The organism is Micromonospora sp. NBC_00858, from assembly GCF_045207365.1.
Taxonomy (GTDB): domain Bacteria; phylum Actinomycetota; class Actinomycetes; order Mycobacteriales; family Micromonosporaceae; genus Micromonospora.
The window spans coordinates 6,697,747-6,718,261 of sequence record NZ_CP108828.1 but is presented as its reverse complement, the minus strand read 5'-3'; the positions used below and the strand labels follow the sequence as shown (position 1 = coordinate 6,718,261).

The following is a 20,515-nucleotide window of genomic DNA, read 5'->3' as shown; positions in this document are numbered from 1 at the left end:
ATCGGAGGCTGCGCGGACGACAGGACTTTACCTACCATGAGCCAGGCTCGGGTTACCCAGCGCTGTCAGGAGGCCGAGTGTCCACCGTCGTCATCAAGCGCCCGCCCCGCCGGCCGGCACCGGAGATCCCCGCCGGCGAACTGCCGGTCGAGGCACCACCGGAGATCCCCGCGGTGACCGGCGGGCGCTGGCAGCAGATGCTCATGCTGCTGCCCATGCTCGGCGGCACGGTGGCGATGGCGATGATGTTCGGCCGGGGCGGCGGCGCCTACTCGTACGTCGTGGGCGGGATGTTCGGGCTCTCCTCGTTGGCGATGCTGGTGACCTCCTGGGGCAGCGCCTCGGGCACGCCGAAGAAGTCCGAGATGATGGCCGCCCGCCGGGAGTACCTGCGCCACCTGGCCACGCTACGTCGACGGGTCCGGCGGACCGCCGGGCAGCAGCGGGCCGGGCTCTACTACCGACACCCGGACCCGGGCCGGTTGTGGTCGACGGTGGACAGCCACCGGGTCTGGGAGCGGCGCCCCGCCGACCCGGACTTCGCGGTGGTACGGGTCGCCGTCGGGCCGCAGACGCTGGCCACCCCGCTCGTTCCTCCGGTCACCCGGCCGCTGGAGGAGCTGGAGCCGATGACCGCCGGCGCGTTGCGCCGCTTCCTGGACGCGTACTCCGTGGTGCCGGACCTGCCGGTGGCGCTGTCGCTGCGCAGCTTCGCCCGGGTGCACGTGCGGACCGCCGGCCGCATCGGCGGTGGCATCGGCCCGACCACCGGCGGGCCACCCACCGGCGACCCGGCGGCGCAGGCGCTGGTCCGGGCCGTGCTGACCCAGCTGGCCGTCTTCCACGCCCCCGACGAGCTGCTGGTCGCCATCTGCGCCGGGCCGGAACGCCGGGCCGGCTGGGAGTGGGTGAAATGGCTCCCGCACGCCCACCATCCCGGCCGCACCGACGCGCTCGGCCCGGTACGTCTGGTCACCAGCTCCGCCGCCGAGCTGGAACGGCTGCTGGGCGACGTGCTGGCAAGCCGGTCCCGGTTCAGTCCGGCCGGCCCGGCCACCGACGGGCCGCACGTGGTGGTGGTCCTCGACGGTGGCGACCTCACCGGTGCCACCGACCTGACCGGCGACGGCGGCATCGACGCGGTCACCGTCCTGGACCTGGACACTCCACCGCCGCGCCTGCTCGACCGGTACGCGCTGCTGCTGGAGCTGCGCGGCCGGCGGCTGCACTCCTGGTCGGCCGAGGGGCATGCCGAGGTGGGCAGCGCCGACCAGCTCGACCCCGCCGACGCCGAGGCGGTCGCCCGACGGTTGGCGCCGCTGCGGCTGGCCGGCGCGGCTCGCGGCCCGGACGCCCCGCTCCAGGCCGAGCTGGGCCTGCCCGAGCTGCTCGGCCTCGGTGACCCGGAGAGCTTCACCGCCGAGCAGGGTTGGGCGCCGCGCTCGGCGCGGGACCGGCTGCGGGTGCCGATCGGGGTGGGCGCCGACGGTGGGGCCATCGAGCTGGACCTCAAGGAATCCGCCCAGGACGGGATGGGTCCGCACGGCCTGCTCATCGGGGCCACCGGCTCGGGCAAGTCCGAGCTGCTCCGCACGCTGGTGCTGGGGCTGGCCGCCACGCACAGCTCCGAGCAGCTCAACTTCGTACTGGTCGACTTCAAGGGCGGCGCCACCTTCGCCTCGTTCGACCGGCTGCCGCACACCGCCGCCGTGATCACCAACCTGGCCGACGCGCTCCCCCTGGTCGACCGGATGGTGGACGCGATCAACGGGGAGTTGGTCCGCCGGCAGGAGCTGCTGCGCCGGGCCGGCAACTTCGCCAGCGTGCGCGACTACGAGCGGGCCCGGGCGGCCGGCAGCCCGCTGGCCCCACTGCCGTCGCTGCTGCTGATCTGCGACGAGTTCTCCGAGCTGCTCTCCGCCAAGCCCGACTTCATCGACCTGTTCGTGCAGATCGGCCGGCTCGGCCGGTCCCTCGGCGTACACCTGCTGCTGGCCAGCCAGCGCCTGGAGGAGGGGCGGCTACGAGGGCTGGACACCCACCTGTCGTACCGGATCGGGCTGCGCACCTTCTCCGCGTTGGAGTCGCGCACCGTGCTCGGGGTGCCGGACGCGCACGAGCTGCCCCGCTCACCGGGCCACGGTTACCTGCGCGCCGGCACCGACCCGCTGGCCCGGTTCAAGGCCGCGTACGTCTCCGGGGCGATCCACCGCCGAGCCGCGACAGCCGGTGTGACCGCCGGCGGCGGTGCCCGCCTGCTCACCTTCACCACCCACGTCGTGCCGGTGCCCGAGCCGGCCACGCCGGCCCTGCCCGTCGTGGCCGAGGAGGACGGCGGCCGGGAGACCCTGCTCGATCTGCTGGTCGACCGGCTCGTCGGGCAGGGACCGCCCGCGCATCAGGTCTGGCTCCCGCCGCTCGGCCAGCCGCCCGCACTGGACGAGCTGCTCGGCCCGGTCGAGGTCGACCCGGCGCGCGGGCTCACCGTGGGCAACCCCGAGCTGCACGGCGCGCTCGGGGTGCCGGTGGCCGTGGTGGACAAGCCGCTGGAGCAGCGCCGCGACCTGCTCTGGCTGGCGCTGGACGGCGCGGCCGGGCACGTGGCGGTGGTGGGTGCGCCGCAGAGCGGCAAGTCCACCGCGCTGCGCACGCTGATCTGCGCGCTGGCGCTCACCCACACCCCGGCCGAGGTGCAGGTCTACTGCCTCGACTTCGGCGGCGGCGGCTTGACCGCGCTGCGCAACCTGCCGCACGTGGGTGGGGTGACCGGCCGTGCCGACCCCACCGCTGTGCGGCGCACCGTCGGCGAGATGACCACCCTGCTGGCCGAGCGGGAACGCCGCTTCAACGAGCTGGGCGTGGAGTCGATGGCCGCGTACCGGCAGCGCCGGGCCGCAGCGGGGACGGCCAACCAGCCGGGCGCCGACCCGTTCGGCGACGTGTTCCTGGTGATCGACGGCTGGAGCACCGTCCGCGGCGAGTACGACGACCTGGAGCCGCTGGTCACCGACCTGGCCACCCGGGGCCTGTCGTACGGGCTGCACGTGGTCGCCACGGCGCTGCGCTGGCTGGACTTCCGCCCGGCGATCCGGGATCTGTTCGGTTCCCGGCTGGAGCTGCGCCTCGGCGACCCCGCCGACTCGCTGGTGGCCCGGCGGGCGGCCGCGAACGTGCCGGAGCGCTCCGGTCGGGGGGTGACCGCGGAGAGCCTGCACTTCCTCACCGCGCTGCCTCAGCTCGCCGCCGCCAGCGGTGACACCGCCGACCTGGTCAAACGGGTCGCCGGCAGTTGGGCGGGTCCCCCGGCGCCCCGGGTCCGGCTGCTACCGCCGGTGCTGCCGTACGCCGACCTGGACCTCGCCGCGACGACCGGGCTGCGGCTGCCGATCGGGATCGCCGAGGCGGACCTGCGCCCGGTGGTGCTCGACTTCGCCACCGAGTCACACTTCGTGATCTTCGGGGACGCGGAGTGCGGCAAGTCGTCGTTCCTGCGCGCGCTGGCCACCTCGATCATCACCCGGTTCACCCCGGAGCAGGCCCGGGTGATCCTGGTCGACTACCGACGCAGCCTGCTCGGCGCCATCGAGACGCCGCACCTGATCGGTTACGGCACCGCCGCGGCGCACACCGCCGACCTGGTCGAGTCGGCCGCCGGCTACCTGGAGCGGCGTGCCCCCGGGCCGGAGGTCACCCCGCAGCAGCTGCGTGACCGGTCCTGGTGGTCCGGACCGGAGCTGTTCGTGCTGGTGGACGACTACGACCTGGTGGCGGCCGGGCCGGCGAACCCGTTGCGGGCACTGGAGGAGCACCTGCCGCACGCCCGCGACGTCGGGCTGCACCTGGTGCTTGCCCGCCGCTCCGGCGGAGCGGGCCGGGCCCAGTACGAGCCGATCGTGCAGCGGCTGCGGGAGCTTTCCACCGCCGGTCTGGTGATGGCGGGCAGCCCGGAGGAGGGCGCACTTGTCGGGCCGGTCCGGCCCGGGCCACTGCCACCGGGTCGTGGTCGGTTGGTCACCCGGCGGGAGGGCGTACGCCTCGTCCAGCTCGCCCAGCTGCCGCCGCCGTGACCCTTGTCTTAGCGGTTCCTCCCGTGACAGGTGGGGAAACCGGTAATCTCCGATCGTCATGGTTTCGTCGGGATGAATGGCTGAGGATGTGACTGGGGTTCGGCACAGCTGTCCGGCAGCGGCCCGACGGGCGACCGGCCGGGTGCTGCTCGGTGTGGCGGCGGCGCTTGCCGTCGTGGCCCCGGCCGCAGCCGCCGTGCCCGCCGCCGTGCCCACCGCAGGCGGCCAGCTCGCTGGCGCGTCGGTGGCGTTCGCCCCCGGTGACAGCGTGGCCCGCAGTGACCAGGTCCGCGACGAGCAGTGGCAGCTCGACGAGCTGCGCGCCGAGACGGCGTGGCGCAGCTCGACCGGGCGGGGCGTGACCGTCGCGGTGGTCGACTCCGGAGTGGACGCCAGCCATCCCGACCTGACCGGCCAGGTGCTGCCCGGTCTCGACCTGGTGGGCCCCGCTGGCGGCGCCGGTCCGGATCCGGTGGGCCACGGCACCACCGTCGCCGGCCTGATCGCCGGGCGGAAAGACGACAAGCGGGGTGTGGTCGGCCTGGCGCCGGACGCCCGGATCCTGCCGGTACGGGTGCTCGACGACGAAAACCGCTACGACGACGCGCTCATCGTGGCCAAGGGAGTGCGCTGGGCGGTCGACAACGGCGCCCGCGTGATCAACCTGTCGTTGGGCGGCAGCGGCGACAGCCCGGCCCTGGCCGCGGCGCTGGACTACGCGTTCGCCCGGGACGTGGTGGTGGTCGCCTGCACCGGCAACCTGGCCACCTCCAGCAACTCCAAGGTCTGGTACCCAGCCCGCGAGCCAGGCGTGATCGCGGTAGCCGGCCTGGAACGCAGCAGCGACAATCTCTGGTCCGGGTCGATCACCGGCCGGGCGACGGTGCTCACCGCCCCCGCCACCGGGTTGGTCGGCGCCAAACCAACCGACGGGTACTGGCGGGTGCAGGGCACCAGCTTCGCGGCGCCGCTGGTGACCGCCACCGCCGCGTTGGTCCGGTCCCGCTACCCCCGGATGCCCGCCGGCGAGGTGGTCAACCGGTTGCTGGCCACCGCACGTGACCTCGGCCCGACCGGCCGGGACGACCGCTTCGGGTACGGGGTGGTGGATCCGGTGGCCGCGCTGACCGCGCAGGTCCCGCCGGTGACCGCCAACCCGTTGGACGACCTGACGTCGCCGGGCGTGGTCGGCTTCGGCCCCGCCCCCGGTTCCGCTGACGACGACCCGGTGACCGGCGCCGGCAGCGACCCGCTCGGCCTCACCGCACCCCGGCAGCAGACCCGGTGGACGGCCCGGCCGGCGGGCGCGCAGGACGACTCGGCGCCGGAACAGCTGTGGACCGGAGCCGCGCTCTTCGTCGCCCTGGTCACCGGAGCGGCGTTGATGGTGCGGCAGTTCCGCCGGCGCCCCCGCTGATCCGGTCGGTGCGGCAGGCCTGACCCCACCGTCGGTGGGGTAGAACCGTCGGCATGAGCACGCCCGGCCCGCGCACCCTGGCCCCCGCCGACACCCCGTCCTGGCGGCAGCGCCGCCTCGACCCGGACCATTCGCTGGGCCTGCGGCTGACCCTGGCCGCCACGGCGGCGTTCCTGGTGCTCGTGCCGTTCGCGCTGCTCGCCCTGCTGGTGCTCGGGGCCTGGCCGCCGCTGCGCCGACTGGACACGACGGTCACCGACGCGCTGCACGGCTATGCGCTCGACCATTCAGCCTGGGTCACGCTGATGCGGGGCTGGACCGAGGTTTTCGGGCCGATGCCGCTGCGGGCCGTCGCCCTGCTCGTGGTGATCTGGCTGCTGCGCCGGGGAGCCCGTCGGCTGGCCCTCTGGGTGACCACCACGATGGTGGTGGGCGGGTTGATGGGCCCGCTGCTCAAGCTGCTCGTCGGCCGGGACCGGCCGGAGCTGCTGGACCCGGTCGCGCGGGCCGCCGGCTACTCGTTCCCCTCCGGGCACGCGCTGAACGCCACCCTGACCGCCGGGGTGCTGCTGCTGGTATTCCTGCCGTACGCGGGGCGCGGGGCGTGGCGGGTCGGGCTCTGGGTCGCCGCGGTGCTGCTGACCGTGGTGACCGGGCTGAGCCGGGTGGCACTCGGCGTGCACTTCGCCAGCGACGTGTTCGGCGGTTGGCTGCTGGGTGCGGCGGTGGTCGCGGCGACCACGGCCGCGTTCACCAGTTGGCGGGCGCACACCGGGCTGCGTCCCGTCCGGCCGGCCCGCGACGGCGTCGCGCCGGAGGTGGAACGGCACCCCGGAGAGGCCTGAGGCGTGGCGACCACGGCGACAGGGTATTGGGCGGCCCATGTCCGAGACCGTGGTCCAGATCGCCCGGCGGGTGCTGCTGCCGGTATCCCTCCTGCTCGGCGTCATGGTGTTGCTCGGGGTGCTGGTCACCCGGGTGTTCGCCCACACCTGGCCGTTGTCCGTGGAGGACGCGGTCAACCGGGAACTCGCCGCCGAGCGCACCGGCGGCTGGAACGACGTGTCGCTGGTGTTCAGCACACTGGCCAGCACCCAGATGATCGTCGTGGTCACCGTGCTGGTGGCGCTGGCGCTGCGGCTCTGGTTGGGCCGCTGGCGGGAGCCGCTGTTCCTGTGCGCGGCGGTGACCGCCCAGGCGCTGGTGTTCCTGCTGACCACGCTGGCGATCGACCGGCACCGCCCGGCGGTGGAGCACATGGACGTCTCACCGCCCACGTCCAGCTTCCCGTCCGGGCACACCTCGGCGGCGGTGGCGCTCTACGTCGGCATCGCCGTGCTGCTGGCGCTGCGGGCGCGGAGCACCGGCGCGAAGGTGGCCTGGTGGACGCTGCTGCTGGTGGTGCCGCTCGGCGTGGCGGTGACCCGGATGTACCGGGGAATGCACCACCCGAGCGATGTGGTGGCGTCCTTCCTCAACGGTGGCACCTGCGTCGCGATCATGGCTCGCGCGGTGCTGGACCGGGGAGTGCGGTGGGGGCGGGCGAAGCTACCGGCCGCGGGCCGACCCGCCACGCCAGCCCGGAGCTGACCCGCGCGGCGGTCAGGTGCACTCGCCGGTGCCGACGCCTCGGGTGCGTTCGGCGCCGGCCAGCGCCACCGGGCGGGCCTCGGCCGCGGTCACCGCGAAGCCGGTGTTCGGGTCGTCGGCCGCCGCCGCGAAGATGACGCCAAGCACCAGGCCGTTGGCGGACACCAGCGGTCCGCCGGAGTTGCCGCTGCGGACCAGCGCCCGGATCGTGTAGATCTCTCGGCTGACGTCGCCGGAGGAGTAGATGTCCGGTCCCTTGATCCGGTCGACGTCGCGGATCCGCGCCGACTGTGCGTTGTACGGGCCGTCGAGCGGGAAGCCCAGCACGATGGCGTCGGAGCCGCTGCCCGCGTTGCCGGCGGCGAACCGCAGCGACGGGCCGGGCATCCCGGGCACGTGCAGCACGGCCAGGTCGCGCTCCGGGTCGTAGACCACCACCTGACCGTCGTACCGATCGCCGCCGAGCTCGACCGCCACCGAGCGGGTGCCGGCGACCACGTGCGCGTTGGTCATCACCCGGTCGTCGGCGTACACGAAACCGGAGCCCTCGATCCGGCGCGAGCAACTGGGGGCGGAGCCGAGCACCTTGACCACCGACCGCTGGCCGTTGACCACCACCTGGGAGCCGGCCAGCGCCGGGTCGGGCGGTTCGACCTGCCGGGCCCGGGTGGGTGCGAGGTCGCCGAAGACGTCCGGGAAGCCGTTGGTGTCGACGGTTTCCCGCAGTGCGGTGGAGAGCTGCTGGGCCTGGTCCGGTAGGACCCGGTCCACCACTGTGATCAGCGCGCTGTTGCGTACCGAGGCGGCCAGCCAGGGCAGCGAGGACGACCCGAGCGGCACGGCGACCAGCCAGGCGACCAGCAGCACCGCGAAGAGCGAGACGAACGCCCCGCCGACGTCGTCGACCCGCCTGCCCACCTCACTGGTGATCGTCTTGCGTAGGTGCGAGCCGACCCAGCCGGCCAGCGCCTGACCGACCACGGCCAGCCCGAAGACCACGACCAGTGAGATCAGCACGCGGGTGCCGCTGTCCACGAACTGTCGGGCGAGCAGCGGCCCGAGCTGGAGGCCCAGCAACGCGCCCAGGAAGAAGCCGGAGAACGACAGGATTCCGATGACGAAGCCCTGGCGGTATCCGCTGATCGCGAACACGAGCATGAGCAGCAGCAGGACGAGATCCACGGCGGACACGGGTCAAGCGTACGGGCCGCACGCCCGGCAGATGACCATCGCTCGCTGAAGGTGACCGCGCGGTCAGCGTAGGGCGGTCTCGTCGACCTCGTCGGTGCCGGCTGACGGCGCGGGGGTCGCCCCGGTCGGCGGCAGCTCGACCACCCGGCTGCGCGGCCACGGGCGGGCCCACCCGCCCATCTCCAGCAGGGTGGCCAGCACCCCGGCGGTGAAGCCCCACACCAGCATGCCGCGCGCCGAAAACGCCGGCCCGATCCAGCCGCTGGGGTGGCGGACCCGCATCCGGTTGGCCGGGTCGACCAGCTCGCTGACCGGCAGCCGGGCCACGTGCGCCACCTCGGCGGGCTCCCGGGGGTGCACCGGGTGCGGCTCGTGCCACCAGGCCAGCACCGGGGTGACCACGAAGTCGCTGACCGGGATCCACAGCTTCGGCAACTCGGCCAGCACCGTCACGCTGGCCGGGTCGAGGCCGACCTCCTCGTTTGCCTCGCGCAGGGCGGTGGCGCGGACGTCGGCGTCCTCCGGGTCGGCCGCGCCCCCGGGGAAGGCCGGCTGGCCGGCGTGGTTGCGCAGGGTGGCGGCGCGTTGCAGGACCAGCACGTCGGGGCCGGCGCCGGGCTGCTCGCCGAGCAGCACCAGCACGGCGCTCTCCCGGCCGCCCTCGGCCGGGGTGGTCAGTCGGGTGAAGTCCTCGGCGCGGGCGGTGCCCAGCCGGGATAGCAGAGGCTCGATCCAGTCGGGCGGTCGGTGGGTCACGCCGGCACCGTCAGACCGAGGTGTTGGTGGACCAGCTCGGCGAGCCGGGCATCGTCGAGCGCGCCGCTGGCGTCGACGTGGCGGATCCGCCCCTGCGCGTCGACGAAGAGGGTCAGCGGGATCGCGTTGCGCTTCAGCTCCCGTTGCAGCGCTTCGCCCTGGTCCACCAGGATCGGGAACCGGACGCCGAAGTCCTCCCCGATGGACTGGGCGCCGCCGCGGCTGTCCCGGCTGTTCACCCCGACCACCTGGAGCCGGCCGGCAGCCCGCTCGCTGAGCCGCTGGAAGGCGGGCAGCTCCTTGCGGCACGGCGGGCACCAGGAGGCCCACACGTTGATCACCGCCGGCCCGGCCACGTCCCGCAGAGCGACCGGTGCGCCGCCGGTGAAGCAGGCCAGGGTCAGCTCCGGCAGTGCCTCCCCGCCCGAGGCGGGTGCTGCCGCGTCCGCGGCGGACGTGGGTGCCGTGCTCAGCGCGGCGCAGTCGTCGAATGGCGACGGGCGCTCAGCGGCCGCCGGCCGGGGTGCGGGGTCGTCGGTGGTGCCGTCGGTGCAACCGGCGACGACCAGCAGCAGCGGCAGGAGCAGCAGAGCGAGGCGCCGGTTCACGGCACCTCCGCGGCGACCGCCTGGGCGGGCACCAGCGCCGGGTCGACCCCGGCCGCCGTCGCCAGGTCACGTGCCCGGGGGCCCTTGAGCAGCTTGGCGGCAGCGGCCGGATCAGTCGGGCCGGTGCCGTACGAGGGGCAGAGCTTGGCCAGCGTGCACGCGCCGCAGGCCGGCTTGCGGGCGTGGCAGACCCGCCGACCGTGGAAGATGATCCGGTGCGACAGCATGGTCCAGTCGCGCTTTTTGTACAGCGCGCCGACCGCGTGCTCGATCTTGACCGGGTCGGTCTCGGCGGTCAGCCGCCACCGGTGCACCAGCCGCTGGAAGTGCGTGTCGACGGTGATGCCCGGGACGTCGAAGGCGTTGCCCAGGATGACGTTGGCGGTCTTGCGCCCGATCCCGGGCAGCGTCACCAGGTCGGCGAGCCGGCCGGGCACCTGGCCGTCGTACCGGTCGAGGAGTGCCTGCCCGAGGTGGAGCAACGAGTTGGTCTTGTTGCGGTAGAAGCCGGTGGGCCGGATCAGCTCCTCCATCTCGCCCCGGTCGGCGCCGGCGTAGGCAGCGGCGGTCGGGTAGCGGGCGAAGAGCTTCGGGGTGACCTCGTTGACCTTCTTGTCCGTGCACTGCGCGGAGAGGATGGTGGCGACGGCCAGCTCCAGCGGGGTGGAGTGGTCCAGCTCACAGTGCGCGTCGGGGTGCGTCTCGGCCAGCACCCGGCCGATCTTCCGGGCGCGGCGTTTGCGCCCGAGGTCGGTCTCGCTGGCGCCGGGTGGGCTACTGGTCACGACGGTCAGCCTACGTCGCGCCCCGGACGTTCCCGCCGGGTCAGCCGCCGGTCGGCGGCGAGATCTTCCCCTGGCCGTCGAACCGGGCGCCGTCCTTCGGGAAGTCGCTGCGACTCAACTCGGTGACCAGACCCAGGCCCCGGTCGTCCGGGTCCATCGTCGGCTTGCCGGCCGAGTTCATGTACGTCGAGGTGAACGATCCGCCGGCCCAGGTGCCGTCGGGCTTGAGCGAAACCTTGAGCACACCGCCCCAGCCGAGCCGGCCGGTGTTGCTCAGCGAGTTGCCGCCACCGGCGAAGTTGCCCAGGCTGTACGCGATCAGGCGCCCCTGGTAGAACTCCATCCCGCGCAGCACGTGCGGCCCGTGGCCGACGATCAGATCCGCCCCGGCGTCGATCATGGCGTGCGAGAACTTCACCGGGTCGCCCCGGTTCTCGCCCAGGAACATCTCGGTGCCGGGCTTCACCCGGGTCTTGTCCGCTCCCTCGCCACCCATGTGCACCTGCACCACGACCAGATCGGCCAGGGTGGCGGCCTTGGCGACCACCGCCTTCGCCTTGGCGATGTCGACCAGGCTGTTGGACCAGACGTACGACGAGAAGCCGGCCACGGCGACCTTGACGCCCTTGACGTCGACCACGGTGATCTGGTCCGGGGCGCCGGTGTGCTCCAGGTCGTACTTCTCCAGCGCCTTCTGGGTGTTCTCGTAACCCTTCGGCCCGTAGTCGTAGCCGTGGTTGTTGGCCTGGTTGAGCACGTCGAAGCCGGCGTCCCGCAGGTGTGCGGCGTACTCCGGTGGGGCCCGGAACTGGAAGCAGCGGGTGGAGTTGGCCCCGCACTTGCCGGTGCCGGTGTCCACCGTCAGCGGCTCCTCCAGGTTGCCCATCACCAGGTCGGCCTTGAGCGCCCCGGTGACCGAGGTGAAGAAGCCCTTCCCACCGGCGGCAGGCAGTCGGCTCGGGGCGTTGCCCATGATGATGTCGCCGGTGGCGGAGAGCGAGATGGCGGCGTCCCCGCCGGAGGCCGAGGGATCCCCGCTGGCCTTCGGGCCGGCCGTGGCCACCGGAGCGCCGGTGCCACCGCCGCCGGCACCCGGCTGCCAGACCGGGGACTCCCCGGAGTCGGCGCAGCCGGCGACGAGCAGGGCAGCCAGCAGCGCGGCGACGCCGAGGGCGACACGGCGGCGCGGGCGGGGCGCGAGGGAGGCGGGAGCGTACATCGTCCGCGACCCTACCGGGCCGTAAACGCGCCGACGAGGGCCGATCGGTCGGAAGTTCAGCCGGTCAGCTGGTCCGACCAGGGCACGACCTGCCGGTCGCCACCGGCGAGCACCGCTGCGTGCACCGCCCGGGCCAGCGGGGCACCCCAGGTGGAGCGCGGTCCGCCGTACGCCGCCTCCGGCCCGTCCACCGGGCAGAGGACGGTGACCGCGTCGGTCGGGGTACCGGTTCCCGGCAGCCCCAGCTCGCTGATCGCCTGGGCCTTCGCCTCGGTCGCGGTGGCCACCGCGTTGACCAGAGCCGAGTCGGCGAGCCGCGCCGGCACGTACACCACGATGTTGACCGTGCCGACCCGCTGGGTGAGCGCGGCCGGAACCGGCGCGGCGGCGAGCACCGGGGTGCCGAGCCCGACGGTCGCCCAGGCCCGCACCCCGGTGTCGGTCCGGGCAACCACCTCGGTCACATCAACGCCGGTCAGCAGGCCCACCCCGGGGCCGTCGAGGGCCAGGTCGGCGGCGAGTGCGGCCAGGTGCCCGGCGGGGTCGTCCCGGTCGTACGACATGGGCACGGTCGCGTTCAGCACCCAGTGCCGGATGCCGATGCCACCGCCGAGCGGGCCGCTGCTGACCGCCCGCAGCGGGCTGTCGGCGCGCCACACCAGCAGCGGGATGTCCCGCCCGTCTTCGGCTCGGCTGGTCAGGATTGGCTCGGTCAGCACGTCGGGCAGGTTACGCCCACCGACCAAGATTCCAGGGGCGACCTCTGATTCGTGCTCACGTGCGCCTAGACTTGGCGGCGCGCGAGGGGATCAGCGGACGGCGGACCCGGCCGACGGACGGCACGCGTAAGCGGAGGTGCGCGATGGACGAGGTACTGGCCCGCAGCGGGATCTTCCAGGGTGTAGACCCGGAAGCTGCCGAGGCGCTCGCCAAAGAGATGGAGACGATCGAGGTCCGCAAGGGCGAGATCGTCTTCAATGAGGGCGAGCCCGGTGACAGCCTCTATATCCTGCTGTCCGGGAAGATCAAGGTTGGCCGCCGCGCGGCGGACGGCCGGCAGAACCTGATCGCGGTGATGGGCCCGTCGGACATGGTCGGTGAGCTGTCGCTCTTCGACCCGGGTCCGCGTACGGCGACCGCCACCGCGGTGACCGACACCCGGCTGGTGCGACTGCGCAAGCAGGCGCTGCGGCCGTGGCTGAACAACCGTCCGGAGATCGCCGAGCAGTTGCTCCGGGTGCTCGCCCGGCGGCTGCGCCGGACCAACGACTCGCTCGCCGACCTGATCTTCACGGACGTGCCGGGTCGGGTCGCCAAGAACCTGCTCCAGATGGCCGGCCGGTTCGGCACCCGGGACGGCGGCGTGCTGCGGGTGACCCACGACCTCACCCAGGAGGAGATCGCCCAGCTCGTCGGCGCCTCCCGGGAGACGGTCAACAAGGCGCTGGCCGACTTCGCCTCGCGCGGCTGGCTGCGCCTGGACGGCAAGAGCATCATCATCCTCGACCCGGAGCGCCTGGCCCGTCGCGCCCGCGTCTGAGTAGCACGTCCCGTCCCCGCCCACCGTCTCCGACGGTGGGCGGGGACGTTCGTTGTGGACCCGCCCACCGCCCCGTCTCTCTCTGCCCGGCGCAGAATCGCTGGACTCGGCACCTCGCCCGCCGCCAGGGTGGAGCCATGTTGAACCGGGTTGCCGTGCTGTCCGACATCCATGGGGTGCTACCCGCGCTGGAGGCGGTGCTGGCCGAGCCGGACGTCGCCACCGCCGACCTCATCGTGCTCACCGGCGACATCGCGGCCGGCCCGCAGCCGGTCGAGGTGCTGGACGTGCTCGCCGGCCTCGGCGACCGGGTCTGCTGGGTCGGCGGCAACGCGGACCGCGAACTGGTCGAGGCGCGGAACGGCAGTCCCGCGTCGATCGAGGTGTCGAACTGGGCCGCCGAGCAGCTCCGCGATGACCACCTCACGCGGCTGGCCGCGCTGCCACTGACGGTGACCCTGGAGATCGACGGTCTGGGCCTGGTGCTCTTCTGCCACGCCACCCCTCGGGACGACGAGGAGGTCGTGCTCGTCGACACCCGGATGGAGCGCTGGGCGGAGGTCTTCGCCGCACTGCCGGACGAGGTGACGACGGTGGTCTGCGGCCACACCCACATGCCGTTCACTCGGCTGGTCGACCGCCGCCTGGTGGTGAACGCCGGCAGCATCGGCATGCCGTACGGCGGGGCGGGCGCGTGGTGGACGCTGCTCGGGCCGGGCGTGCAGCTGCGCCGCACGAACTTCGACGTGGACCTCGCCTGCGCCCGGGTGACCGCCGACTCCACCTTCCCCGACGCCGCCGCCTGGGTCGATGAGTACCTGCGCTCCGAGCACAGCGACGCCGAGGCCCTGGCCGTCTTCGCCCCGCGCGACGGCCGCTGACACGCAGCTTCGGCCACGGCCGCCACCGCGCCCGCAGGCCCAGGCCGGCGGGGGCGGGCCGGGCCTGCCGAGGCCGGGCCGGGCCTGCCGAGGCCGGGCCGGGCCTGCCGAGGCCGGGCCTGCCGAGGCCGGGCCGGGCCGGGGACCACCCTCGCTGCCTGTCGAGCTGCCCCAGATCTGAGACCGTCCCGAACCGCACGGCACCCGACCCGGCACCCGAGCTGCGCGGCATCCCACCGGGCACCCGACCCGGCACCCCGGCTGCGCGGCATCCCACCGGGCACCCGACCCGGCACCCGGCTGCGCGGCATCCCGCCGGGCACCCGACCCGGAACCCAAAGCTGCGCGGAACGTGGCGTGAGGCGGCTGCCCCAAATATGGGGCAGCTCGACAGGGACCAGGAAGCACGGACACCGGCCGGCGCGTCCAAGAGCTACGTCCGCCACCGGGAACAGAAAAAATCAGTCTTGACTGTTTGTTTCATAGGCCGCAGGCTGTCCCCGTGTCCACCGCATCGACGCGCGTCCCTCAGCAGAAGCGCAGCCGAGCCACCCAGGCCCGGCTGCTGGAGGCGACAGTCGACTGCCTGATCGAGCACGGCTGGTCCGGCACCACCACCACCGTCGTCGCGGCCCGGGCAGGCGTCTCCCGCGGTGCTCAGCTACACCATTACCCCACCAAAGCCGCGCTGGTCACGGCCGCCGTCGCCCACCTGGCCGAGCGCCGGGCCGAAGAGTTGCGCACCGAGGCGGAGGCACTGCCCGCCGGGCCGCAGCGGCTGGACCGGGTGATCGACCTGCTTGCCGCGGCGTTCACCGGGCCGCTCTTCGTCGCCGCGCTCGAACTCTGGGTCGCCGCCCGCACCGACCGGGAGCTTCGGGACGCCCTGGTGCCACTGGAGGCGACGGTCGGCCGGGAGATGCACCGACTCACCGTCGCCCTGCTCGGCGTCGACGAGCGCCGTCCCGGCGTCCGCGAGGCGGTGCAGGCCACCCTCGACCTGCTGCGCGGGCTCGGGGTGGCCAACCTGCTCAGCGACGACTCGGCCCGCCGCACCGCCCTGCTCGCCACCTGGAAACGCCAGCTCGCCACCCTGCTCACGCCCTGACCTGCCGCCCACTGCCGGGCCGCCCTGACCGGAGGCACCATGGTCGACCTCAAGGATCTACTCGCGGATCTGGCCGACGAGTCCGATCAGCTGGACGCACTGGTGAGCCCGCTGCCGACGGTCGACTGGGCGCAGCCCACCCCCGCGCCGGGCTGGAGCATCGGGCACCAGATCGCCCACCTCGCCTGGACCGACCACGTGGCGCTGCTGGCCGCCACCGACGCGGCGGCCTTCTTCGCGACGGTGACCGCCGCACCGGACCCGGCCCGGCTGGTGGACCACGGTGCGGAGCAGTTCCTCGCGCCACCGCCCGAGCTGCTCGCCCGGTGGCGCGCCGGCCGGACGGCGCTCGCCGCCGCGCTGGCCGCCGTCCCGGTCGGTGCGAAGCTGCCCTGGTACGGCACCCAAATGTCGGCCACCTCGATGGCGACCGCCCGGATCATGGAGACCTGGGCGCACGGCGAGGACGTGGCCGACGCGCTCGGCGTCGTCCGCCCCGCCAGCGACCGGCTCCGACACGTGGCGCACCTCGGCGTGCGTACCCTCGGGCACGGCTTCGCGGCGCACGGCCGGCCGGCACCGACGGCGCCGGTCCGGGTCGAGTTGACCGGGCCCGGCGGCGACACGTGGAGCTGGGGTCCGGCGGACGCCGCCGACCGGCTGACCGGTCCGGCCCGGGACTTCTGCCTCCTGGTCACCCAGCGCCGACACCGCGCCGACACCGCCCTGCTGGCCAGCGGCCCGGTCGTTGACGAGTGGCTCGACGTGGCGCAGGCATTCGCCGGTCCGCCGGGCGCTGGCCGCGACCCGTCCGCGCCCGCCGCTGGGAACGGAGTGCCGGCATGATCCGGATCGGCAACGCCTCCGGCTTCTACGGCGACCGGTTCACCGCTTGGCGGGAGATGCTCGACGGTGGCGAGCTGGACGTGCTGACCGGCGACTACCTGGCCGAGCTGACCATGCTGATCCTCGGCCGGGACCGGCTGCGCGACCCCGACCTCGGCTACGCGAAGACCTTCCTGCGGCAGCTGGAGACCTGCCTCGGCACCGCCCTCGACCGGGGGGTGCGGATCGTGACCAACGCCGGTGGGCTGAACCCCGCCGGCCTGGCTGCCGCCATCGAACGGCTCGCCGACCGGCTGGGCCTGCCGGCCCGGGTCGGGTACGTCGAGGGCGACACGATCGAGCGGCCCGACGCGCTGACCGCGAACGCCTACCTGGGGGCGTTCGGGATCGCCGCCTGCCTCGACGGCGGGGCGGACGTGGTGGTCACCGGCCGCGTCACCGACGCGTCGCTGGTGGTCGGCCCGGCCATCGCCCGGTACGGATGGAGCCGCGACGACCTGGACCAGTTGGCCGGGGCGACCGTCGCGGGGCACCTCATCGAGTGCGGCGCGCAGGTCACCGGGGGCAACTTCAGCTTCTTCACCGAGCTGCCCGACGGTGGGCGCCGGCCCGGTTTCCCGATCGCCGAGGTGCACCTGGACGGCTCCACGGTGCTGACCAAGCATCCGGGCACCGGGGGCGCGGTCACCGTGGAGACGGTCACCGCCCAACTGCTCTACGAGATCGGCGGGCCGGCGTACCTGGGGCCGGACGTGGTCACCCGGCTGGACACCGTGACGCTGCGACCCGACGGGCCGGACCGGGTCCTGGTCTCCGGCGTCCACGGCACCCCACCGCCGGCGACGCTGAAGGTGGGCGTCAACAACCTCGGTGGCTTCCGCAACTCGATGACCTTCGTGCTCTGCGGGCTGGACGTCGAGGCGAAGGCAGCCCTGGTCCGCGGCCAGGTCGAGGAGGCGGTGGGCAAGGACGGGCTGGAGTTCGTGCTGGCCCGGACCGACCACCCGGACGCCGTCGACACCGAGGCGGCCAGCGCCCTGCTCCACGTACACCTGCGCGACAGCGACCGGACGCGGGCCGGTCGGGCCTTTTCGGCCGCCGCCGTCGAACTGGCGCTGGCCTCCTACCCGGGCTGCACGCTGACCACCCTGCCGGGCGACGCGACACCGTACGGCGTCTTCACCGCCGACACCGCGCCGCAGGATGCGGTGTCGCACGTGGCGGTGCTGCCCGGTGGCGAACGGGTGCCGATCGCCCCACCGATCCGTACCGGCGCTCTGCCCGCGCCGGAGACCGAGACGTCACCGGGTGGCGGGGCGGCCGCGGTCGAGGGCCCGATCCGGCGGGGAGCCCTCGGCGAAGTGGTCGGCGCGCGCTCCGGGGACAAGGGCGGCGACGCCAACCTCGGCGTCTGGGCGCGCTCCGACGCCGGGTACGCCTGGCTGCGCGAGTGGTTGACCGTCGAACGGCTGGCGGAACTGCTGCCGGAGACCGATTCGCTGGCCGTGCATCGGTACGAGCTGCCGAACCTGCGCGCGGTCAACTTCGTGATCGAGGGATTGCTCGGGGCGGGGGTGGCCGCGTCCACCCGGTTCGACCCGCAGGCCAAGGCACTCGGTGAGCTGCTGCGCTCCCGGATCGTCGACCTGCCGGTCAACGTGCCGACCGGCCCGGCGGCATCGGCCGGCACGGGCGAGGAGACGCCATGAGCATCGTGGACACCCCCGAGCGGCGGCAACTGCGCGAGCTGACGCGCGCCTTCGTGACCCGCGAGGTGCTGCCGCACCTCGACGAGTGGGAACGCGCCGGTGAGGTGCCCCGGGCACTGCACGCCACCGCCGCGAAGCTCGGCCTGCTCGGCATCAGCTTCCCCGAGTCGGTCGGCGGCAGCGGCGGTGACCTGCTCGACTCGATCATCGTGACCGAGGAGCTGATCCGCTCCGGCGGCTCTTCCGGCCTGGTCGCCGCGCTGTTCACGCACGGCATCGCGTTGCCGCACATGGTCGCGGCAGCCGGCGTCCACCCCGGCGGCTCGCTGGGCGGCCGGCTCGGCGGCACGACGACGCCCGGCGCCGACGACCTGGTCGAGCGGTACGTCCGGCCCACCCTGGCCGGCACGATGATCGGCGCGCTGGCGATCACCGAGCCGGACGGCGGCTCGGACGTGGCCGGGATCCGCACCACCGCCCGCCGCGACGGCGACCACTACGTGGTGAACGGGTCGAAGACGTACATCACCAGCGGGCACCGGGCCGACTTCGTGACCACGGCGGTCTGCACCGAATTTCCGGGTAGCGGCGAACTCACCCTGCTGGTGATCGACAAGGGCACGCCCGGCTTCACCGTGGGCCGCCGGTTGGAGAAGCTCGGCTGGCACTGCTCCGACACCGCCGAACTCTCCTTCGTGGACGTACGGGTGCCGGTGGCGAACCGCATCGGCGCGGAGAACACCGGCTTCCTGGCGATCATGCAGCACTTCGCGGCGGAGCGGCTCTCGCTGGCCACCCAGGCGTACGCCACCGCGCAGCGCTGTGTCGAGCTGGCCGTGCGCTGGTGCCGGGACCGGGAGACCTTCGGGCGGCCGCTGGCCAGCCGGCAGTTGGTCCGGCACCGGCTGGCCGAGATGCACACCCGCGCCGAGGCGGCCCGGTCGTACGTGCACGAGGTGGCCGCGCGGGTGGCGGCCGGGGAGCCGGTGGTGACCGAGGTGGCGATGGCCAAGAACATGGCGGTGGCCGCCTGCGATCAGGTCGTCGACCAGGCGTTGCAGTTGCACGGCGGCTTCGGCTACCTCCGCGACGCCGAGGTGGAGCGGCACTACCGGGACGCCCGGATCCTCGGCATCGGCGGTGGCACCACCGAGATCATGAATGAGATCATCGCGAAGGGGATGGGGCTGTGAGCGTTCTGGACAGTGCGATCGACCCGTCCGCACCGGGGCCTGCGGCGAACCGGGCGGCGCTGCTGGACCGGCTGACCGAACTGGACGCCGCGCTGGACCAGGCCCGGGCCGGCGGCGGCGAGAAGTACGTGACCCGGCACCACTCCCGCGGCAAGCTGCTCCCCCGGGAGCGGATCGAGCTGCTGGTGGACGCCGACAGCCCGTTCCTGGAGCTGTCGCCGGTCGCCGCGTACGGCACGGACTTCCCGGTTGGTGCCAGCGTGGTCACCGGCATCGGGGTGGTCGAGGGCGTGGAGTGCCTGATCATCGCCAACGACCCGACGGTACGTGGCGGCGCCGTCAACCCGTGGTCGCTGGCAAAGACCCGGCGGGCCGGCGAGATCGCGCTGGCCAACCGGCTACCGATGGTCAACCTGGTCGAGTCGGCCGGGGCGGACCTGCCGACCCAGGCGGAGATCTTCATCCCGGGCGGTCGGGTGTTCCGCGACCTGACCCGGCTCTCCGCGGCGGGCATCCCCACGGTCAGCGTGGTCTTCGGCAACGCCACGGCCGGTGGCGCGTACGTGCCGGGGATGTCCGATCACGTGATCATGATCCGGGACCGTTCGCAGGTCTACCTGGCCGGGCCGCCCCTGGTGAAGATGGCGACCGGTGAGGTCACCGACGACGAGTCGCTGGGCGGGGCGGCGATGCACGCCGGCACGTCCGGGCTCGCCGACTACCTGGCCGAGGACGAGCGGGACGGCATCCGGCTGGCCCGGCAGTGTGTCCGCCGTTTGAACTGGCACAAGCAGGGCCCGCCGCCGCGTACGGCCGTTCCGCTGCCGCCGAAGTACGACCCGGAGGAGCTGCTCGGCATCGCGAGCGCCGACCTCAAGGTGCCGTTCGACCCGCGTGAGGTGCTGGCCCGGATCCTGGACGGCAGCGACTTCGACGAGTTCAAGCCGGCGTACGGGGATGCGCTGGTCACCGGCTGGGGCGAGCTGCACGGGTACCCGGTGGGCGTGCTGGCCAACGCCCGGGGGGTGCTGTTCAGCGAGGAGGCGCAGAAGGCGGCGCAGTTCATCCAGCTCGCGAACGTCGCCGACACCCCGCTGATCTTCCTGCAGAACACCACCGGCTACATGGTCGGCACCGAGTACGAGCAGCGCGGCATCATCAAGCACGGCGCATTGATGATCAACGCGGTCTCCAACTCGACGGTGCCGCACCTGACGGTGAACCTGGGCGCCTCGTACGGGGCCGGCAACTACGGCATGTGCGGCCGGGCGTACGAGCCGAGGTTCCTGTTCACCTGGCCGAACGCGAAGTCGGCGGTGATGGGCCCGGCGCAGCTCGCCGGGGTGCTCTCCATCGTGGCTCGGCAGGCCGCCGCCGCCCGGGGGCGCGACTACGACGAGGAGTCCGACGCGGCGATGCGGATGATGGTCGAGCAGCAGATCGAGTCGCAGTCCGGCGCGCTCTTCCTCTCCGGCCGGCTCTACGACGACGGGGTGATCGACCCTCGGGACACCCGGACCGTCCTCGGGCTCTGCCTGTCGGCGATCCACAACGGGCCGGTGAAGGGCGCCGACGGCTTCGGCGTCTTCCGGATGTAGGGGGCGG

Annotated in this window: 17 protein-coding genes; 11 read left to right on the top strand and 6 right to left on the bottom strand. The window is 73.6% G+C overall.

Annotated features, from left to right (window positions below):
• Window positions 1-77 precede the first annotated feature (77 nt).
• The 4 genes from eccCa (at window position 78) to OG990_RS31270 (ending at window position 7,074) form a co-directional block, all read left to right on the top strand.
• Window positions 78-4,067, top strand: coding sequence for a type VII secretion protein EccCa (gene eccCa / locus OG990_RS31285; RefSeq protein WP_406078042.1), 3,990 nt, complete (start codon window positions 78-80; stop codon window positions 4,065-4,067).
• A 76-nt stretch (window positions 4,068-4,143) separates the two neighbouring features.
• Complete coding sequence (gene mycP / locus OG990_RS31280) at window positions 4,144-5,484, top strand: type VII secretion-associated serine protease mycosin (RefSeq protein ID WP_386992721.1); 1,341 nt, start codon at window positions 4,144-4,146, stop codon at window positions 5,482-5,484.
• Between the two features lie 53 nt (window positions 5,485-5,537).
• Window positions 5,538-6,329, top strand: coding sequence for a phosphatase PAP2 family protein (locus OG990_RS31275; protein ID WP_406078041.1), 792 nt, complete (start codon window positions 5,538-5,540; stop codon window positions 6,327-6,329).
• 37 nt (window positions 6,330-6,366) lie between these two features.
• Complete coding sequence (locus OG990_RS31270) at window positions 6,367-7,074, top strand: phosphatase PAP2 family protein (protein WP_406078040.1); 708 nt, start codon at window positions 6,367-6,369, stop codon at window positions 7,072-7,074.
• Window positions 7,075-7,086: 12 nt separating this feature from the next.
• Here the strand turns inward: OG990_RS31270 and OG990_RS31265 are convergent, their stop codons facing one another.
• From OG990_RS31265 to OG990_RS31240, 6 genes are all read right to left on the bottom strand, one after another.
• Window positions 7,087-8,265, bottom strand: a complete 1,179-nt coding sequence (locus OG990_RS31265; RefSeq protein ID WP_328421272.1) for a MarP family serine protease — start codon at window positions 8,263-8,265, stop codon at window positions 7,087-7,089.
• 63 nt (window positions 8,266-8,328) lie between these two features.
• Window positions 8,329-9,021 (bottom strand): NUDIX hydrolase, encoded by a 693-nt coding sequence (locus OG990_RS31260; RefSeq protein WP_406078039.1) that lies wholly within the window; start codon window positions 9,019-9,021, stop codon window positions 8,329-8,331.
• Window positions 9,018-9,629: a TlpA family protein disulfide reductase gene (locus tag OG990_RS31255; RefSeq protein ID WP_386992713.1), complete on the bottom strand. Its 612-nt coding sequence runs from the start codon at window positions 9,627-9,629 to the stop codon at window positions 9,018-9,020. Before OG990_RS31255 ends, OG990_RS31260 begins: the two co-directional genes overlap by 4 nt.
• On the bottom strand, window positions 9,626-10,414 hold the full coding sequence (gene nth / locus OG990_RS31250; RefSeq protein WP_406078038.1) for an endonuclease III: 789 nt from the start codon (window positions 10,412-10,414) through the stop codon (window positions 9,626-9,628). The genes OG990_RS31255 and nth overlap by 4 nt, the downstream gene beginning before the upstream one ends.
• A gap of 40 nt (window positions 10,415-10,454) precedes the next feature.
• Window positions 10,455-11,633: a CapA family protein gene (locus tag OG990_RS31245; protein WP_328421280.1), complete on the bottom strand. Its 1,179-nt coding sequence runs from the start codon at window positions 11,631-11,633 to the stop codon at window positions 10,455-10,457.
• Window positions 11,634-11,689: 56 nt separating this feature from the next.
• Window positions 11,690-12,352, bottom strand: a complete 663-nt coding sequence (locus OG990_RS31240; protein ID WP_406078037.1) for an adenosylcobinamide amidohydrolase — start codon at window positions 12,350-12,352, stop codon at window positions 11,690-11,692.
• 143 nt (window positions 12,353-12,495) lie between these two features.
• On the opposite strand from OG990_RS31240, the gene OG990_RS31235 reads away from it, so the two are divergent.
• From OG990_RS31235 to OG990_RS31205, 7 genes are all read left to right on the top strand, one after another.
• Window positions 12,496-13,173: a Crp/Fnr family transcriptional regulator gene (locus OG990_RS31235; RefSeq protein ID WP_007466162.1), complete on the top strand. Its 678-nt coding sequence runs from the start codon at window positions 12,496-12,498 to the stop codon at window positions 13,171-13,173.
• A gap of 137 nt (window positions 13,174-13,310) precedes the next feature.
• The gene (locus tag OG990_RS31230; RefSeq protein WP_406078036.1) at window positions 13,311-14,054 is read left to right on the top strand and encodes a metallophosphoesterase family protein; all 744 of its coding nucleotides are present in this window, start codon (window positions 13,311-13,313) and stop codon (window positions 14,052-14,054) included.
• A 502-nt stretch (window positions 14,055-14,556) separates the two neighbouring features.
• The gene (locus OG990_RS31225; RefSeq protein ID WP_406078035.1) at window positions 14,557-15,162 is read left to right on the top strand and encodes a TetR/AcrR family transcriptional regulator; all 606 of its coding nucleotides are present in this window, start codon (window positions 14,557-14,559) and stop codon (window positions 15,160-15,162) included.
• A 39-nt stretch (window positions 15,163-15,201) separates the two neighbouring features.
• Entirely contained in the window at window positions 15,202-16,008 is an 807-nt protein-coding gene (locus tag OG990_RS31220) for a TIGR03084 family metal-binding protein (RefSeq protein WP_386992701.1), read from the top strand.
• Window positions 16,005-17,717, top strand: a complete 1,713-nt coding sequence (locus tag OG990_RS31215) for an acyclic terpene utilization AtuA family protein (protein ID WP_406078034.1) — start codon at window positions 16,005-16,007, stop codon at window positions 17,715-17,717. Before OG990_RS31220 ends, OG990_RS31215 begins: the two co-directional genes overlap by 4 nt.
• Window positions 17,714-18,910, top strand: coding sequence for an acyl-CoA dehydrogenase family protein (locus OG990_RS31210; RefSeq protein WP_328421292.1), 1,197 nt, complete (start codon window positions 17,714-17,716; stop codon window positions 18,908-18,910). Before OG990_RS31215 ends, OG990_RS31210 begins: the two co-directional genes overlap by 4 nt.
• Window positions 18,907-20,508, top strand: a complete 1,602-nt coding sequence (locus tag OG990_RS31205; protein ID WP_406078033.1) for an acyl-CoA carboxylase subunit beta — start codon at window positions 18,907-18,909, stop codon at window positions 20,506-20,508. The genes OG990_RS31210 and OG990_RS31205 overlap by 4 nt, the downstream gene beginning before the upstream one ends.
• The last annotated feature ends 7 nt before the right edge of the window (window positions 20,509-20,515 follow it).

Bases quoted from the DNA above. Each gene is read 5' to 3' on its own strand.
- mycP (WP_386992721.1), top strand. From the start codon at position 4,144: ATGGCTGAGGATGTGACTGGGGTTCGGCACAGCTGTCCGGCAGCGGCC.
- OG990_RS31275 (WP_406078041.1), top strand. From the start codon at position 5,538: ATGAGCACGCCCGGCCCGCGCACCCTGGCCCCCGCCGACACCCCGTCC.
- OG990_RS31270 (WP_406078040.1), top strand. From the start codon at position 6,367: ATGTCCGAGACCGTGGTCCAGATCGCCCGGCGGGTGCTGCTGCCGGTA.
- OG990_RS31245 (WP_328421280.1), bottom strand. From the start codon at position 11,633: ATGTACGCTCCCGCCTCCCTCGCGCCCCGCCCGCGCCGCCGTGTCGCC.
- OG990_RS31235 (WP_007466162.1), top strand. From the start codon at position 12,496: ATGGACGAGGTACTGGCCCGCAGCGGGATCTTCCAGGGTGTAGACCCG.
- OG990_RS31230 (WP_406078036.1), top strand. From the start codon at position 13,311: ATGTTGAACCGGGTTGCCGTGCTGTCCGACATCCATGGGGTGCTACCC.
- OG990_RS31220 (WP_386992701.1), top strand. From the start codon at position 15,202: ATGGTCGACCTCAAGGATCTACTCGCGGATCTGGCCGACGAGTCCGAT.
- OG990_RS31215 (WP_406078034.1), top strand. From the start codon at position 16,005: ATGATCCGGATCGGCAACGCCTCCGGCTTCTACGGCGACCGGTTCACC.
- OG990_RS31210 (WP_328421292.1), top strand. From the start codon at position 17,714: ATGAGCATCGTGGACACCCCCGAGCGGCGGCAACTGCGCGAGCTGACG.